Genomic DNA, 16,123 nt, shown 5'->3' with positions numbered 1-16,123 from the left:
TGGGTGATTCGGTCAGGCGGCGTGGGCCGGGGCGAGGACGGCGAGTACGCGCAGCATCGGGCGGCCGGTGGTGAGGAGGGAGTCCGCGAGGGAGGCGAGGCGTTCGCGGGTGCCGGTGGGCGCGGAGCCGCCGCTCGTCAGCGTCGGCTGCTCCCACGAGCCCAGGCGGGTCTTGTACTCCTCGATGGGGGCCCTCAGCGGTTCGTCCCACGCCTCGCGGTGCTGCTCCAGGAACGCCTCCGCGGTGTCCAGGACGCCGGGGATCGCCTCGGCGAGGCGGGTCGTGTCGTGGGCGAGGTCCGGGTTCGCCATCGTCGGGCCGACCTTCGCGCGGCGCAGTACCGCCACCATGTCGTCGTCGACCTCGCCGTCCGTGGTGACCGCCATCCACTTGACGACGGTCGGGCGGCCGAGCGCGTTGGAGTAGATGCCCTGGACGAGGTACGTGGGCCGGGACACGTCGGCCGTCAGCACCGGGGCCTCCTGGCGGTCCAGGCGGACCAGGACCTTGTCCGTGAGCCACTCCATGACCGGATGGAGGTCGGTCAGCAGGGAGATGTCGGGCCAGCTGGACGTCGCCGAGGCACGGGCACGCGTGAGGCTGTGGTCGGCGAGCCGCCGGTTGAAGGTGACCTTCAGGCGGTCGCGCAGGCCCTGCTCGCGGACGTAGTCCGGGGGCAGCGCCTTGAGGCGGTGGACCAGGTCGGAGGGCGGGACGAAGGAGAGCAGGCCGGTCTCGGGGTCGGCGGACAGGTCCAGCCGGTCGTGGGCGTCCGGGTAGACCTCGCGCAGCGCCTCGTCCAGGAACTCGCGGGTGGAGGCGAACAGGCGGGGCACGTGCGCCCTGGGCACCGCCCCGGTGTCGTCGCCGCCGCCCGCGTCCGTGGCGGCGTCCTCCTCCGGTTCCTCGTTGACGGCGCCGAAGAAGTCGGCGAGGAAGTCGTCCACGGCCTCGTCGGGGCCGGCACCAGAGGTGCGGTCTGTGTCCAGAGACTCGTCCACGGTGCGGCCCCGCAGCAGGTCCTGGATGAGGGACTTCTCCTCGGCCTCCGCCCGGTAGAGGCCGGACACCGCCTCGGCCGTACCCAGCGACTGGTGGGCCTGGGCCTCGCGCTCCAGCAGGCGTTCCGCGACGAGCGTGTCGTCCTTGGCTCCGTCGACCGCGCTGGTCAGGATCAGCGCCCGGAACTGCGGCTGGTGCGCCTGCCCGTAGCGGTCGATGCGGCCGTTGCGCTGCTCGATGCGGATGAGCGACCAGGGCACGTCGTAGTGGACGAGCTGGTGGCACTGGCGGTGCAGGTTGACGCCCTCGGAGGCGACGTCGCCGGTGAACAGGATCCGTACGGGCGTGTCCGCGAGGCCGAAGTCCTCCACGCACTGCATCTGCTGCTCGTCGGACAGGCCGCCGTGCATGACCCGGGCCGCCTCCTGGGCGGCCTTTCCCTTGAACCCGAGGGCCTGCGGCACGGTCCGCGCCAGCCACTCCAGGGTCTGCACCCGCTCGGAGAAGACCACGACCCGGGTGTCGGACTTCGGCCCGACCCCGATCTCCCGCAGTTGCTCCAGCAGGGCCCCGAACTTGCCCGAGTCCGTCTCCGTCATGCCCGAGGCCAGCTCCAGGAGCCGGTGAAGGGCCGCGCGTTCGGCGGCCGTCGACTCCGGGGCGTCCTTCTTCTCCAGCGTCTTGATGCGCGTGGTGACCGTGGCCTTCAGCGCCGCGTGGGAGGAGAGGAAGGACTTCAGCAGCGTGTACGGGAACAGGGGGACGTCACTGACCGACTTGGAACCGTCGGACGGCAGCCAGACCGCGGCCAGCTCCTCGAAGATCTTCTCCTCGGCGGGCGTGGCCGTCACCCGGATCGAGCGGGAGGGGCCGCGGTCCGCCCACTGGCCCTTCATCTGCTCGCGCACCTCGGGGCTGACCTTGGTGCGGCGGATGAACAGGTGCTTGATGTCCTCGGCGCGGTAGTGCTCCGGGTCGCGGATCGCGGCCGGGTCGAGCAGGGAGATCAGCTCGGCGAAGGAGCGGGCGTCACCGTTGTGCGGGGTCGCGGAGGCCAGCAGGAGGGCGTCGGTGTGCGGGGCCAGCGTGCGGGCCAACTGGTTGCGCAGGGAGCCCTTGTTGATGAGGTTGTGCGACTCGTCGATGACGACCGCGTCCCAGGTGATCCGCTCCAGGTGGTGCTTGTACTGGTCGGTGTTCTTGAGCGTGTCGATGGAGACGATGACGCGCTTGAAGTACGTGAACGGGTTGCGGCCCGCGGGGATCTCCCGCTGGATCCGCTCGATGCCCACCGAGTCCAGGCGCACCAGTGGGATCGCGAACCGCGTCCACAGCTCGTGCTGGAACTGCTCCAGGACGTGCTGCGGGGTGACGACGAGGATGCGCTCGCCGCGGCCGCGGCGGATCAGCTCGGCGAGGGTGAGGCCGATCTCCAGGGTCTTGCCGAGACCGACGACGTCCGCGATGAGCATGCGGGGGCGCAGGTTGCGGCCCGACAAGGCGAGTTGGGCGGGACGCTGCTGATAGGGGAGGGAGTCCAGGAGGAAGGAGTCCGCGAGCGCCAGGCCGCGCTCGGCCTGCGGCAGCGGTGTCTTGCGCAGGACCGCCTCCAGGAAGAGGCGCGAGCGGCGGAAGTTCGGCGAGTCGTCCCGCACCAGGCGCGTCCGCCGCGGGTCGAGCAGTTCGATCCGGTCAAGACCGGTGAAGAACACCGCCTCCTGGTCGCGCACGAAGTCCGAGGCGCCGACGGCCTCGATGCGGGCGCCGTCGTGCTCGGTCCGCGTCGCGTTGCGCACCAGCCACACCTCGTCGCGCACGAGGATCTGGGCGCCCGGCGGGAACTGGGCGTCCTGGTCGCTCGTCGCGGGGGCCGTTGCGAGGTCGGCGGTCACTCGGATGCCTCCTGGATCGTCATGTCGAGGTGCTGGGCGGTGCTGCGTCCGGTTCGGCGGTGGTGCCACCGTGCGGCCGGGGAGGGCGCGGGGCAAGGGAGGTGCCGTGCCATGGTCAGGCGGTCCGGCTCGGGGCGAACGGTGCTCCCGCCGCGTACGCGGCCCGGATGCGCTCGGCCGTTTTACGGGCCTGGACGGAGTGGAGCAGGGTGCGCGACGGGTCCTGGCGGTGCCGGGGTGACGTCGCGGGACGGCCCGGCGCCGGGTGCTCCCCGTGGGTGCCGTGCGTGGTGTCGCCGGGTGCGGCCGGGGCGGGTGCCGGGGGTTCGGTCGCCTTGGCGGCCACGGGCGGTGCCGGGTGCATGGGTATCGGCGTCGGCGTCACGTCACCGGCGGGAGGCGACGGCTCCTGCGCGGTCGAAGCGGTCGAAGCGGTCGAGGCGGCCGGGGCGATCGCCGTGGCGGGGGCCGTGAAGGGCACGGTGGGCGACGGTGCGGCCGGCGAGGCGGGTACGGCCGGCGGCACGGCCGGGCTGTGCTGCCGCGCGGTGTGGGCGGTGAGCCGGCGGCGCGCCTGGGCGATCTTCAGGCCGTGGGCCTCGACGGCCGCACGGCACCGCTGCACGACCTCGTGCAGCGACGGGCGGTCCTGGGCGCGGTGGGCGAGCATGTCCGTCAGCAGCGGTACCAGGTCGGCGGGGGCGTCGGAGAGGTCCGGGGCCGCGTCGGGGTCGGTGACCAGGTGGAAGACCATGTAGGGCGTCGCCGCCTGGTACGGGTAGTGGCCGGTCGAGGCGAAGAGCAGCACCGCGCCGAGCGCGTAGACGTCCACGGCGGGCGTCAGCGGCTTCTCACCGGCCGCCTGCTCCGGGGCCATGCAGACCGGGGTGCCGACCACCTGGTCGGGGGCGGTGAGTGACACGTGCGACTCGGTGAAGGCGGCCAGGCCGAAGTCGATGATCTTCGGGCCGTTGGGGCCGAGGAGGATGTTCGCCGGTTTGAGGTCGCGGTGCAGCAGGCCCTGCGTGTGCACGGCCGCCAGGGCCTCGGCGAGGATCGCACCGAGCGCGGCGGCGAGTACCGACGGGAGCGGTCCGCGCTCCGTCACGTGACGGGCGAGGTCCGGTCCGTCGACGTACTCGGTGGCCAGCCACGGCCGCTCCGCTTCCGGGTCGGCCCCCAGGAAGGCCGCGATGCGCGGACCCCAGATGGTCTTGAGCACCTCGATCTCCTGCGCGAACCGCTGCCGGGACTGCGAGTCCACCACCGAGGGCTTGATGACCTTCACTGCGGCCGGCTCGCCGCCCAGTGACTCCCCGAGGAAGACCTGACCCATGCCTCCCTGGCCGATCCGGCCCAGGAGTTCGAAGTCGCCCAACGCAACGGGGTCCTCGGGACTCAGCGGAGTGGTCGGCACGTGCTTCCTCGGGTTCCGTTCTGGCGGGTCGGCTGATCAGCGGCATTGTGTGCCAGTCGTCACCGTAATGGATGCAGGTGGAGGGGAGGTCACGAATGGGTGGATGGCCCACCGTCGGACGTCGGCGCGCGCCGCGTCGCGTGTGTTGTGTGATACGGAAACGGCCCGGATCACATCCCCCGTGATCCGGGCCCGGCCCTCCCGCGTCGCGGAACGTCACGCCGCCCGCGCGGCCCCCAGCATCGCCTTGACGGGTTCCCCGACGGGGGCCGCGACGGGCTTCGTGACGGGGGCCTCCCGCACCGTGCCGGCCTCGGCGGCGGCAGCCGACCGCACCCGCTCCGTCCGCCACAGCCACAGCACGTCCCGTCCGAACGACCACACCAGCAGGCCCAACGCCCCCAGCGCCACAGCGAAGTCGGCCACCAGGGGCAGCAGGCCGGAGCCGGCCAGCAGCAGGCAGACGCCCTGGAGCGCGGCGACCGTCTTGCGCGCGGTGCTCGGCGGCAGCGGCGCGTTCAGCCAGGGCAGTACGCGGGCGGCGGCGACGAAGGCGTACCGCATGCCGCCGATCAGCAGCACCCACGGGCCGAGACTCATCGAGACGTACACGCTGAGCACCAGGATCAGGAACGCGTCGACCTCCATGTCGAAACGGGCGCCGAGCGCGGTGGAGGTGCCCGTGCGGCGGGCCACCTTGCCGTCCACGCCGTCCAGGATCAGCGCCACCGCCGTCAGGCCCACCAGCAGCGACACCGGCGGTGCGCTCACGAAGGAGTCCGCGACCAGCGCCGTCACACCGCCGACGAGAGTGGCCCGGCCCAGGGTGACCCGGTTCGCCGCGCCGAAGGAGCGCAGCCGCGACCGGTGCAGTGCCCGGGAGAGCACCGCCCAGGTTGCGATGGCGAAGACCAGGCCGGTCACCCAGCCCGCCGGTCCCATGCCGATCGCCGTGCCGAGCAGGGCCAGCAACAGGATCTGTACGCCCGCTCCCACCGCGGTCTCCTGCTGGACCAGCCTCGCGTCGTAATGGTTGTTCAGGGCCACGGAACACCCTCCGGCCGAGTGACAGAGTCGATCATCGCCGCGTACGTTGTGCGCGGCCTGTGCACACCTCGGTACGTGAACAACTTCCCGATCGTTCAGGAGGACTCCTGATGAAAAGCTCCGCCCGTGCCTTCTGGCTCAACTCGCCGGGCCATGGCGAAATACGCCAGGTGGACCTCCCGGAACCGGCGGAGGGCGACGTGGTCGTCCGGGCGCTGTACTCCGGAGTCAGCCGCGGCACGGAGACGCTGGTGTTCCGGGGACAGGTGCCCGAGAGCCAACACACCGCCATGCGGGCGCCGTTCCAGGAGGGCGACTTCCCGGGGCCGGTGAAGTACGGCTACCTCAGCGTCGGTGTGGTGGAGGAGGGCCCTGGGGAGCTGGCCGGGCAGACCGTCTTCTGCCTCCACCCGCACCAGAGCCGCTACGTCGTCCCGGCGAGCGCCGTGACCCGCGTGCCGGAGAACGTGCCGGCCGGGCGGGCCGTGCTCGCCGGCACCGTCGAGACCGCCGTCAACGCGCTGTGGGACGCCGCCCCCCTGGTCGGCGACCGGATCGCCGTGGTCGGCGGGGGCATGGTCGGCTGCTCGGTGGCCGCCCTGCTGGCCCGGTTCCCCGGCGTGCGCGTGCAGTTGGTGGACGCCGACCCCGCCCGCGCCGAGGTCGCCGACGCGCTCGGCGTCGGCTTCGCGCTGCCCGCCGACGCGCTCGGCGAGTGCGACCTCGTCGTGCACGCCAGCGCCACCGAGCAGGGACTCACCCGCGCGCTGGAACTGCTCACCGCCGAGGGCACCGTCCTCGAACTGAGCTGGTACGGCGACCGGCGCGTCGCCCTCCCGCTCGGCGAGGCCTTCCACTCCCGCCGGCTGGTCATCCGCAGCAGCCAGGTCGGCGCCGTCTCCCCGGCCCGCCGCGCCGGCCGCGGCTACGCCGACCGGCTGGCCCTCGCCCTCGACCTGCTCGCCGACCCCGCGCTGGACGCCCTCATCACCGGGGAGAGCGCGTTCGAGGAACTGCCGGAGGTCATGCCGAAGCTCGCCTCCGGGGAGATCCCGGCGCTGTGCCATCGGGTCAGGTACACGAATGACCGCGGCCGCTCGTTCAACGCGGTACGACATGGGGTGTCTGACCTCAGAAAAGAGTGAGAAGCGACTGAACAACGGGAAGCGGAGAGCCGTACTACACGGCATCCACCGGCGGGGATCAGCCGGAGGACCAGACGCGCCGCACCTGGAGGGTCGTCCGTTGTTCAGCATCACCGTCCGCGATCACATCATGATCGCCCACAGCTTCCGTGGCGAGGTCTTCGGGCCCGCGCAGCGGCTGCACGGAGCCACGTTCCTCGTGGACGCCACCTTCCGGCGCGAGCAGCTGGACGACGACAACATCGTCGTCGACATCGGCCTGGCCACGCAGGAGCTGGGCGCGGTCGTGAGCGAGCTGAACTACCGCAACCTCGACAGCGAACCCGACTTCGCCGGGATCAACACCTCCACGGAGTTCCTGGCCAAGGTCATCGCCGACCGGCTCGCCGAGCGCGTCCACAAGGGCGCCCTGGGTGAGAACGCCAAGGGCCTGGCCGGCCTCACCGTCACGCTCCACGAGTCGCACATCGCGTGGGCGAGTTACGAGCGTGCGCTGTGACCGAGCCGACCGCCACGACCATCCGCCGGGGCCCGTCCCTCGCCTACGTGCCCGCCCAGCGCACGACTTCGGAGAACTTCGGGATCATCCCCATGTCCCTGCGCACCGTGCACTTCGTCCTGCCGGGCGGTGTCGACGACCCGGCCACGCCGAGCGGCGGCAACGCCTACGACCGCCGCGTCACCCTCGACCTGCCCGGCTTCGGCTGGCAGGTCCAGCCGTACGCCGTGGACGGCCACTGGCCCCGGCCGGGAGCCCAGGCCCGCAGTGAACTCGCTCGCGTTCTACGGGAGTTGCCGGACGGCGCCGTCGTCCTCCTCGACGGGCTGGTCGCCTGCGGCGTCCCCGAGATCGTCGTACCGGAGACCGAGCGGCTGCGCATGGCCGTCCTCGTGCACCTGCCGCTCGGTGACGAGACCGGGCTCGACCCGGCCGTGGCGGCGGAGCTGGACGCGCGCGAACGCGAGGTGCTGCGGGCGGTGCCCGCCGTCGTCGCCACCAGCGACTGGGCCGTCCGCCGGCTCGTCTCCCACCACGGGCTCGCCCCCGACCGGGTGCACGTCGCCACCCCCGGCGCCGACATCGCGCCGCTCGCCCCCGGCACCGACGGGGTCTCGCGGCTGCTGTGCGTCGCCGCGGTCACCCCGCGCAAGGGGCAGCACCGGCTGGTGGAGGCGCTGGCCGCGGTCACCGACCTGCCGTGGACCTGCACCTGCGTCGGCGCGCTCACCCAGGAACCGGCCTATGTCGCCGAGTTGCGCGACCTGATCGGGAAGTACGGCCTGCAGGACCGTTTCCACCTGGCCGGACCGCAGGCCGGAGCCGAACTCGACGCCAGCTACGCCGCCGCCGACCTCATGGTCCTCGCCTCCTACGCCGAGACGTACGGCATGGCGGTCACCGAGGCCCTGGCGCGCGGCATCCCCGTGCTCGCCACGGATGTCGGCGGCGTCCCCGAGGCGGTCGGTCGCGCCCCCGACGGGGGCGTGCCCGGCATCCTCGTACCGCCGGAGGACCCCGCCGCCCTCGCCGCCGAACTGCGCGGCTGGTTCGGCGAGGCCGACGTACGCCGCCGCCTCAAGGCCGCCGCCCGGGGCCGCCGCGCCGCGCTCGACGGCTGGGCGAACACCGCCCGCAGCCTGGCCGGCGTCCTCGGCCGACTGCCGGAGGAACCCCGGAGGGCGGCATGAGGAAGACGACGACCTCCACGGGGACCGACCGCCCGACCGGCGGAATCCCGTCCCAGCCGGGCCCGCGCGACGCCGCGGAGGCGGCGGGCGGTGTGCGGCGTGACGCGACGGAGACGGCAGGTACGGCCGCTCCGGGACAGCCGGCCCCGGTGGTGCCCCGGACCGCAGGAAAGGAACCGCCGGCCATGGCCGAAGTCACCGTTCTCCCGCAGCACACCCCGCAGAGCACCGCCTCCCCGGCGCCCCACCCCACAGTCCCCGGCGCCGGCCGCGAGCCCCACATCGTGGTCGGCGCCGGTTCCGGGGACCCGGAGGTGATCCCGGGCGCCGGGCCCGCGCAGCGGCCCGGGGAGCGGACCACCGTGCGGCTCCGGGAGGGCGAGACCGAGGAGCCGCCCCGGTACGCCCCCGAGTGGCTGCAGCTCAGGGAGGTGGCCGACGCCGCCGCGCGGGCGACCGACCTGCTCGATCCGCTGCGGATCAGGCTCGCCAACCTGCCGGGCCGGCACGGCGGACTCGTCGTGCACGACCTCGGCTGCGGCACCGGCTCGATGGGCCGCTGGCTCGCCCCCCGGCTGGACGGCGCCCAGCACTGGATCCTGCACGACCGCGACCCCTACCTGCTGCACTTCGCCGCCGTCGCCTCCCCGCGCGCCGCCGCCGACGGCAGCCGGGTCACCGTGGAGACACGGCGCGGCGACGTGGCCCGGCTGACCCCGGACGCCCTGGTCGGCGCCTCGCTGGTGACGGCTTCCGCCCTGCTGGACGTGCTCACCCGCGAGGAGGTCGACACCCTCGCCGCCGCCTGCGCCGGAGCCGGCTGCCCGGCGCTGCTGACCCTGTCGGTGGCGGGCCGGGTCGAGATCACCCCGGCCGACCCGCTGGACGCCGAGATCACCGAGGCGTTCAACGCCCACCAGCGCCGCACCGGCCTGCTCGGCCCCGACGCGGTCGACGTGGCCTGCGAGGCCTTCGCCGCGCACGGCGCCACCGTACGGACACACCCGAGCCCCTGGCGGCTCGGCCCCGACCAGCGCGAACTGACCGCCCAGTGGCTGCGCGGCTGGGTCGGCGCGGCCGTCGAACAGCGTCCCGAACTGAAGCCGCGCGCCGACCGCTACCTCGCCGAGCGCCTGGAGGCCTGCGCCGCCGGGGAGTTGCGGGTCGTCGTCCACCACAGCGACCTGCTGGCGCTGTCCCGGCCGACCGGCGGTGCCGCATGAGCGTGCAGACGGTGGACGTGCCCCTCGTGCGCGCCGACGCGAGAGAATCCGGTGCCACCGGCACGTCCGGCCGCGGGCGTACGCTGCTCGCGCTGCTCTCCCGTCTCAACACCCCGGCCGTGCGCACCCACTTCGGCACCGTCGCCGGAGTCGCCATCCTCGCCGTCCTGGTGTGGCGGCTGGGCACGGGCGTCTTCCTGGAGGGGCTGCGCCGGATCGACACGCCCACGCTGCTCACGGCACTGGGCATCGGCCTGGTCACCACCGTGTTCAGCGCCTGGCGCTGGCAGTTGGTGGCCCGCGGTCTGCGCATCCGGCTGCCGCTCGGCCCGGCCGTGGCCGACTACTACCGTGCGCTGTTCCTGAACGCGGCGCTGCCCGGCGGGGTACTGGGTGATGTGCACCGGGCGGTGCGGCACGGGCAGAGCGCCGGTGACATGGGACGCGGCGTGCGGACCGTGGTCCTGGAACGGGTCGCCGGGCAGGTCGCCCTCGCCGTCACCGGTGTCGCCGTGCTGCTCACCCTGCCGTCGCCGGTGCGCGACGAGACCCGGCACCTCGCGCCGCCGCTCGCCCTCGCGGCCGTCGGCGCGTTCGCCGTCTTCCTCGCCCTGCGCATGAACCGGGCGCCCTCCCGCCGGGGCCGGGCCCTGCGCCGTACCCTCGGCGAGGCACGCGAGGGACTGCTGTCCCGCCGCAACGGGCCGGGCGTCGCCCTCTCCTCGCTGGTCGTCCTGGCCGGGCACCTCGCGATGTTCGTGGTCGCCGCGCACGTCGCCGGCTCCACCAGCCCGGTGCTCGTTCTGCTGCCGCTCGCGGTCCTCGCGCTGCTCGCCATGGGACTGCCGCTGAACGTCGGCGGGTTCGGCCCCCGCGAAGGCGCCACCGCCTGGGCGTTCGGCGCGGCCGGGCTCGGCGCGAGCACCGGACTGGCCGTGGCCGTGGTGTACGGGGTGCTGAGCTTCGTGGCCAGCCTGCCGGGCGCGCTCGTCCTCGTCGCCCGCTGGTACACGGGGATGCGCGCCGGGTCCCGCACCGCCGAAACGGCCCCGGGACCCGACCGGGCCTCCCACGGCGCACCCGACGGCGACTACCCGCGCCCGCTCTCCGGCAGTTTCCCGTCCTCCGACGTGAGCAGCGAGAAATACGGGGCGAAGGAAGCCGTGAGGCTGTCCAGCAGTTCCTTCCCCTTTTCCGCGGAGCCCAGGGAAGGACGGCCGATGACGCCCGATTCGGTATAGGCGGACATTCCGGCGGTGAGCAGATGACGGCGGTCGTCCGCCACACGGTCGGCGCCCTCGTATCCGGCGCGGACCATTTCCGGATGAGCGTGCAGAAGAATGGAGGTCTCGATTTCCCCCGCGTGCATGTCGGTGAGCAGAGAGGTGCGCACCCCGGCCCGCTCGAGGGCCGTCTCCCAGTCCTCCACGGCCGGGAACAGCGCGATGCGCCCACCGTGCGCGGAGGACTCCTGAACCACGTTGCCCAGTACGTAGTTTCCGCCGTGACCGTTGACGACCACCAGGGCCTCGACACCGGAGCGGCGCAGTGAGTCCGCGATGTCCCGCACCACCGAATGGAGGGTCACGGAAGAGATGCTGACGGTCCCCGGCCAGGCCGCGTGCTCGTGCGAGCACGAGATCGTCACCGGTGGGAGGAGGTGCACCGGGTACGCGTCGGCGATCCGGCGGGCGACGGCACAGGCGATCAGCGTGTCGGTCGCCAGCGGAAGGAACGGGCCGTGCTGCTCGAAACTGCCCACCGGCAGGACCGCCACCTGTCGTGAGAGGTCCGCTCCCCGCGTCCGTACGTCTTGCGTCGTGTCCGCCGGCAACACACCATATGCCGTCGGCCGCGTTCCCGAACCACTCATTGTTTTCCGGCCTTTCGTCTCTGTTTAGGATCCAGATCATGACAGAAAACCTCGGCGTACTCGGCAAGAAGTCCCCCCGGCGCACGGGCGTGGAGCGCGTCGTGAATGCCCCTCTGCCCACCGTGTACGGGAAATTCGAGGCGGTCGGCTACATGGACCACGACCGCGGTGACGAACAAGTGGCCCTGGTCCACGGGGACATCGGCACCGACCGGGTTCTGGTCCGGCTGCACTCGGAGTGCCTGACCGGGGACGCCTTCGGCTCGCAGCACTGCGAGTGCGGCGACCAGCTCGCCGCGGCCCTGCGCGCCGTCGTCGCCGAAGGCGGCGGCATCGTCGTCTACTTGAGAGGGCATGAGGGCCGGGGCATAGGTCTGCTCGCCAAGTTGCGGGCGATGGCCCTGCAGGCGGAGGGCCTGGACACCGTCGAGGCCAACCTCGCCCTCGGCCTGCCCGTGGACGCCCGCGACTACGGCGTCGCCGCCGGCATCCTGCGCGACCTGGGCGTGCGCTCGGTGCGGCTGATGTCCAACAACCCGCGCAAGCACGAGTCGCTGGTGCGGCACGGCATCCAGGTGGCCGAGCAGGTTCCGCTGCTGATCCCGCCGTGCGAGAACAACATCACCTACCTGCGCACCAAGCGGGAGCGGCTGGACCACCACCTGCCCCACCTGGACGCGGTGGCCCACCTGTCCTGACGCGGGGACCCGGGTCGGCGCGGTCGCAGGCGACCCCTACCCGGGCCGCGTACCCTTCGTGGGTATGACCGAGCTGCACCTGTGGCTGCGCCACGAGGTCCGTACGACCGAGCGCCGCACCCCGATCGTGCCCTCCGACGCCCGGCGCCTGGTCGAGGCGGGCGTGACGCTCACCGTCGAGAGGTCCCCGCAGCGGATCTTCCCCGTCGAGGAGTACGAGGCGGCCGGCTGCCGCACGGCGGACGCGGGCTCGTGGGTGTCGGCGCCCCCGGACGCGGTCGTCGTCGGTTTGAAGGAACTCCCCGACGAACCGGTCGAGTTGCACCACCGCCACATCTACTTCGGGCACGCCTACAAGCGGCAGCCCGGGGCGGCCGAGCTGCTGCGGCGGTTCGTCGCCGGGGGAGGGGCGCTGCTCGACCTGGAGTACCTGGTGGACGACAGCGGGCGCCGGCTCGTCGCCTTCGGCTTCTGGGCCGGCTATCTGGGCGCCGCCCTGGCGGTGCTCCAGCAGCGCGGCCGGCTGGTGGCGCCGCTGACGCCCACCTCGAAGGAGGAGCTGGACGAGACGCTGCGGCCCGCCGCCGGGGACGAGGACTTCACGGCGCTGGTGATCGGCGCCCTGGGCCGCAGCGGCCGGGGCGCCCGGGTCGGCTTCGCCGCCGCCGGGACCGACCCGACCTGCTGGGACCTCGCCGAGACCCGCGACCTGGACCACCGTGCCCTGAAGGACCACGACGTGATGGTGAACGCGGTCCTCGCCACCAGTCCGGTCCCGCCCTTCCTGCGGGAGGAGGACCTCGACGACCCGGCCCGCCGGCTGCGCACGCTGTGCGACGTCACCTGCGACGTGGGTTCCCCGCTGAACGTGCTGCCGGTCTACGACCGCACCACCGACTGGGCCGAGCCGGTGCGCCGCCTGCGCAAGGAGCCCCCGCTGGACCTCATCGCCATCGACAACCTGCCCTCGCTGCTGCCCCGCGAGTCCAGCACCGACTTCTCCGCCGCCCTGCTGCCCCTCCTGCTGGACTACGGGGTGGGCGGGGCGTGGGGCCGCTGCCTGGACACCTTCCACCGGGCCTGCCGGGAGCTCAGCCCCTGACCGCCTCGTGCACCAGCCGTTTCAGCTCCGGGTGGATCCTGAGCGAGCTCTTCGGGCGGACCTGGGTCATGAACCGGAAGGTCAGGTCGCGGCTCGGGTCCACCCGGAACGTCGTCGTCGCCACCCCGCCCCGCACCCTCTGAGACCCCATGGTCGCGTGGCCGGCGGAATGCGCGCCCGGGCCGGGAGGGTTGACCGGAGTATGACTCAGGACACAGTGCACGACCCCGCACAGGACGCCCTGCTCACGCTGCTCTCCGAGGTGCACGGCGGAGTGCTGGTGACCCTCAAGCGGGACGGACGGCCCCAGCTGTCGAACGTCAGCCACGCCTACCGTCCGGACGAGCGGGTCATCCGCGTCTCGATCACCGACGACCGCGCCAAGACCCGCAATCTGCGCCGGGACCCGCGTGCCTCGTACCACGTCACGAGCCCGGACCGCCGCGCCTACACGGTCGCCGAGGGCACCGCCGACCTCTCACCGGTCGCGAAGGACCCGCACGACGAGACGGTCGAGGAACTGGTCCGCCTCTACCGTGACGTCAACGGCGAACACCCCGACTGGGACGACTTCCGCGCCGCGATGGTCCGCGACCGGCGCCTGGTGCTGCGGCTGAAAGTGGAGCGGGCGTACGGCATCCCGAAGGGCGCGGGCGACGGCTGAGGCGCGGGCACACCGTACGAACCGCCGCACCCGCGGCCCTGACGTGGGCCGCGGGTGCGGGACAGGTGTCTGCGGGCGAGGGTCAGGCCGAGACCGTCTCCGGCTGTGACGACCGCCGGCCGCCGCGCTCGCCGAGCAGTTCCGTCGGGACCTTGTGGGTCTCGCGGGCCGAGAGGGCGGCGATCACCGGCGGGACGCAGAGGGCCGCCGTGAACAGGGCCACCGCCGACCAGCCGGTGCCGTCCGGGCCGGCGATCTCGGCGGCGAAGGTGACCGCGAAGCCGGCCACCGCGAAGCCGATCTGGGTACCGATCGCCATGCCCGACAGCCGGACCCGGGTGGAGAACATCTCGCCGTAGAAGGCGGGCCACACACCGTTCGCGGCGCTGTAGACGACACCGAAGGTGACGATCCCGAGGAGCAGCGTCAGCGGGTAGGAGCCCGTGGAGATCGCCCACAGGTACAGGAACATGGTCACCGCGCTGCCCACCGCGCCGACCAGGTACACCGGGCGCCGGCCGATACGGTCCGACAGGGTGGCCCACAGCGGGATCGCGCCCAGTGCGACGACGTTGGCGAGCGCGCCGACCCACAGCATCGACGAGCGGGACATGCCGACCGCGTCACTGGTCGCGTACGCCAGCGCCCACACCGTGAAGATGGTGCTCACCGAGGCGACCAGCGCGCCCGCGATCACCCGCAGCACATCCGCCCAGTGCTCGCGCAGCAGCACGGCCAGCGGCAGCTTCACCACTCCCTCGCCGGCCGCCTGCTGTGCGAACGCCGGCGTCTCGTCCAGCCTGCGGCGGATCAGGTAGGCGACGACGGCGACCAGGACACTCGCCCAGAACGGCACCCGCCAGCCCCAGGACAGCAACTGCTTCTCGGGCAGCGCGGCGATCGGGATGAACACGAGCGTGGCGATGAGCTGCCCGCCCTGAGTGCCGCTGAGCGTGAAACTGCTGAAGAAGCCCCGTCGGTGCTCCGGTGCGTGTTCCAGGCTCATCGAACTGGCGCTGGCCTGCTCACCGGCCGCGGAGATGCCCTGCAGCACACGGCACAGCACCAGCAGCACCGGGGCGAGTGTGCCGACCTGTTCACGGGTGGGCAGACAGCCGATCAGGAACGTCGACACGCCCATCAGCATCAGCGTGAAGATCATGATCTTCTTGCGGCCCAGCCGGTCGCCGAAGTGACCGAGGAACAGCGCGCCGACCGGGCGGGCGGCGTAGGCGACACCGAAGGTGGCCAGGGACAGCAGGGTCGCGGTGGCCGGGTCGGAGGAGTCGAAGAAGACCTTCGGGAAGATCAGTGCGGCCGCGCTGCCGTAGATGAAGAAGTCGTAGTACTCGAGTGCGCTGCCGATCCAGGCGGCCGCGGCGGCCTTCTTCGGCTGGCCGGCCGGGGTGGCGGCGTCGGGGGGCGGGGCGGGGACGGACACGGAGGGGCTCCTTCAAGGGCACGAGCCAGATAATTAACCCACTGGTTAGTTAGCAGTGGTTGCGCAGGGATGCTGCAGCCGTGTTCCCATTCTGTCAAGGGGTGGCGCACGGCCCGGCGGCCTGATATCCGGGCCGGTGTTCAGCCCTCCGCGCGCTCCGCCGTCAGGTAGGCGATGACCATGTCGCCCAGCATGGCGCGGTAGTGCCGGCGCCGGGCGGGGTCGACCAGATCGCGGCCGAACAGGGCGCCGAAGGTGTGCCGGTTGGCGACCCGGAAGAAGCAGAACGAGCTGATCATCGCGTGCAGGTCGACGGCGTCCACGTCGGCCGTGAACAGGCCGGACTCCTGCCCGGAGGCGAGGATCCGGCGGATCACGTCCAGCGCCGGGGAGCCGATCGCCGTCAGCTTCTCGGAGGCCGCGATGTGCTCCGCCTCGTGGATGTTCTCGATGCTCACCAGGCGGATGAAGTCGGGGTGCTGCTCGTGGTGGTCGAAGGTCAGCTCCGCCAGGCGCCGGATGGCCGCGACCGGGTCCAGGTGCTCGACGTCCAGCTGCTGCTCGGCGTCGCGGATCACCCCGTAGGCCCGCTCCAGCACGGCCGTGAACAGCTGTTCCTTGCCGCCGAAGTAGTAGTAGATCATCCGCTTCGTGGTGCGGGTGCGTGCGGCGATCTCGTCCACGCGGGCCCCGTCGTAGCCGGCCCGGGCGAACTCCCGCGTGGCCACGTCGAGGATCTCGGCCTTGGTGCGTGCGGCGTCACGGATCCGCCCGCGGGGTCGTGCCGGTTCCTCGACGCTGGTCATCACGGTCCTTCGGGCGTGGGGGCGCGTACCTGGCTCGTGATTGTAGAAGCAGGGGTCCGGGCCGCCGGCCGGGGTGTCGATCCCGGCCGGGGTTCACCGCCGGGGACTTCCCGAACAGACGGA

The 16,123-nt window shown here is 72.6% G+C and carries 13 protein-coding genes and 2 pseudogenes; 8 read left to right on the top strand and 7 right to left on the bottom strand.

Translation table 11 applies throughout. The annotated features are described in order from the left end of the window. Positions 1-12 precede the first annotated feature (12 nt). The 3 genes from ACX25U_RS05350 to ACX25U_RS05340 form a co-directional block, all read right to left on the bottom strand. Positions 13-2,895, bottom strand: coding sequence for an SNF2-related protein (locus tag ACX25U_RS05350; protein WP_454389381.1), 2,883 nt, complete (start codon positions 2,893-2,895; stop codon positions 13-15). 115 nt (positions 2,896-3,010) lie between these two features. Next, on the bottom strand, positions 3,011-4,312 hold the full coding sequence (locus ACX25U_RS05345) for a serine/threonine-protein kinase (protein ID WP_454389380.1): 1,302 nt from the start codon (positions 4,310-4,312) through the stop codon (positions 3,011-3,013). A gap of 216 nt (positions 4,313-4,528) precedes the next feature. Then, positions 4,529-5,359 (bottom strand): CDP-alcohol phosphatidyltransferase family protein, encoded by an 831-nt coding sequence (locus tag ACX25U_RS05340; protein WP_454389379.1) that lies wholly within the window; start codon positions 5,357-5,359, stop codon positions 4,529-4,531. Between the two features lie 110 nt (positions 5,360-5,469). Between ACX25U_RS05340 and ACX25U_RS05335 the strand changes: the two genes are divergently transcribed. The 5 genes and pseudogenes from ACX25U_RS05335 to ACX25U_RS05315 form a co-directional block, all read left to right on the top strand. Further along, a complete protein-coding gene (locus tag ACX25U_RS05335) occupies positions 5,470-6,504 on the top strand; it encodes a zinc-dependent alcohol dehydrogenase (RefSeq protein ID WP_454389378.1) in 1,035 nt (344 codons plus the stop codon). A gap of 100 nt (positions 6,505-6,604) precedes the next feature. Then, positions 6,605-7,003, top strand: coding sequence for a 6-pyruvoyl trahydropterin synthase family protein (locus ACX25U_RS05330; protein ID WP_454389377.1), 399 nt, complete (start codon positions 6,605-6,607; stop codon positions 7,001-7,003). Beyond that, positions 7,000-8,193: a glycosyltransferase family 4 protein gene (locus ACX25U_RS05325; RefSeq protein WP_454389376.1), complete on the top strand. Its 1,194-nt coding sequence runs from the start codon at positions 7,000-7,002 to the stop codon at positions 8,191-8,193. Before ACX25U_RS05330 ends, ACX25U_RS05325 begins: the two co-directional genes overlap by 4 nt. Before the next feature lie 185 nt (positions 8,194-8,378). Then, positions 8,379-9,416 carry a trans-aconitate methyltransferase gene (locus ACX25U_RS05320; protein WP_454394103.1) on the top strand — a complete coding sequence of 346 codons (1,038 nt, stop codon included), beginning with the start codon at positions 8,379-8,381 and terminating at the stop codon, positions 9,414-9,416. After that, positions 9,413-10,339, top strand: a pseudogene (locus tag ACX25U_RS05315) (lysylphosphatidylglycerol synthase transmembrane domain-containing protein); the annotation flags it as partial. The gene ACX25U_RS05320 and the pseudogene ACX25U_RS05315, both read left to right, overlap by 4 nt. Positions 10,340-10,506: 167 nt before the next feature. On the opposite strand, the gene ACX25U_RS05310 reads toward ACX25U_RS05315, so the two are convergent. Further along, entirely contained in the window at positions 10,507-11,289 is a 783-nt protein-coding gene (locus ACX25U_RS05310; RefSeq protein ID WP_454389375.1) for a creatininase family protein, read from the bottom strand. 38 nt (positions 11,290-11,327) lie between these two features. On the opposite strand from ACX25U_RS05310, the gene ribA reads away from it, so the two are divergent. Next, positions 11,328-11,987: a GTP cyclohydrolase II gene (gene ribA / locus ACX25U_RS05305; RefSeq protein WP_454389374.1), complete on the top strand. Its 660-nt coding sequence runs from the start codon at positions 11,328-11,330 to the stop codon at positions 11,985-11,987. 64 nt (positions 11,988-12,051) lie between these two features. Next, positions 12,052-13,089, top strand: a complete 1,038-nt coding sequence (locus ACX25U_RS05300; protein WP_454389373.1) for a saccharopine dehydrogenase — start codon at positions 12,052-12,054, stop codon at positions 13,087-13,089. Here the strand turns inward: ACX25U_RS05300 and ACX25U_RS05295 are convergent. Further along, a pseudogene (locus tag ACX25U_RS05295) lies at positions 13,079-13,216 on the bottom strand (serine hydrolase); the annotation flags it as partial. The gene ACX25U_RS05300 and the pseudogene ACX25U_RS05295 overlap by 11 nt on opposite strands. Before the next feature lie 75 nt (positions 13,217-13,291). Between ACX25U_RS05295 and ACX25U_RS05290 the strand changes: the two are divergent. Next, positions 13,292-13,753, top strand: a complete 462-nt coding sequence (locus ACX25U_RS05290) for a PPOX class F420-dependent oxidoreductase (RefSeq protein WP_454389372.1) — start codon at positions 13,292-13,294, stop codon at positions 13,751-13,753. An 82-nt stretch (positions 13,754-13,835) separates the two neighbouring features. Here the strand turns inward: ACX25U_RS05290 and ACX25U_RS05285 are convergent, their stop codons facing one another. Next, the gene (locus tag ACX25U_RS05285; RefSeq protein ID WP_454389371.1) at positions 13,836-15,194 is read right to left on the bottom strand and encodes an MFS transporter; all 1,359 of its coding nucleotides are present in this window, start codon (positions 15,192-15,194) and stop codon (positions 13,836-13,838) included. Positions 15,195-15,334: 140 nt separating this feature from the next. Continuing rightward, entirely contained in the window at positions 15,335-16,000 is a 666-nt protein-coding gene (locus ACX25U_RS05280; protein WP_454389370.1) for a TetR/AcrR family transcriptional regulator, read from the bottom strand. Between the last annotated feature and the right edge of the window lie 123 nt (positions 16,001-16,123).

The sequence above is a fragment of the Streptomyces sp. JNUCC 63 genome, assembly GCF_054366325.1.
This window is presented reverse-complemented; position numbering and strand designations above follow the sequence as displayed.

Excerpts from the sequence above, each read along its gene's own strand:
- ribA (WP_454389374.1), top strand. The coding sequence starts at position 11,328 with ATGACAGAAAACCTCGGCGTACTCGGCAAGAAGTCCCCCCGGCGCACG.
- ACX25U_RS05320 (WP_454394103.1), top strand. The coding sequence starts at position 8,379 with ATGGCCGAAGTCACCGTTCTCCCGCAGCACACCCCGCAGAGCACCGCC.
- ACX25U_RS05280 (WP_454389370.1), bottom strand. The coding sequence starts at position 16,000 with ATGACCAGCGTCGAGGAACCGGCACGACCCCGCGGGCGGATCCGTGAC.
- ACX25U_RS05335 (WP_454389378.1), top strand. The coding sequence starts at position 5,470 with ATGAAAAGCTCCGCCCGTGCCTTCTGGCTCAACTCGCCGGGCCATGGC.
- ACX25U_RS05290 (WP_454389372.1), top strand. The coding sequence starts at position 13,292 with ATGACTCAGGACACAGTGCACGACCCCGCACAGGACGCCCTGCTCACG.
- ACX25U_RS05300 (WP_454389373.1), top strand. The coding sequence starts at position 12,052 with ATGACCGAGCTGCACCTGTGGCTGCGCCACGAGGTCCGTACGACCGAG.
- ACX25U_RS05310 (WP_454389375.1), bottom strand. The coding sequence starts at position 11,289 with ATGAGTGGTTCGGGAACGCGGCCGACGGCATATGGTGTGTTGCCGGCG.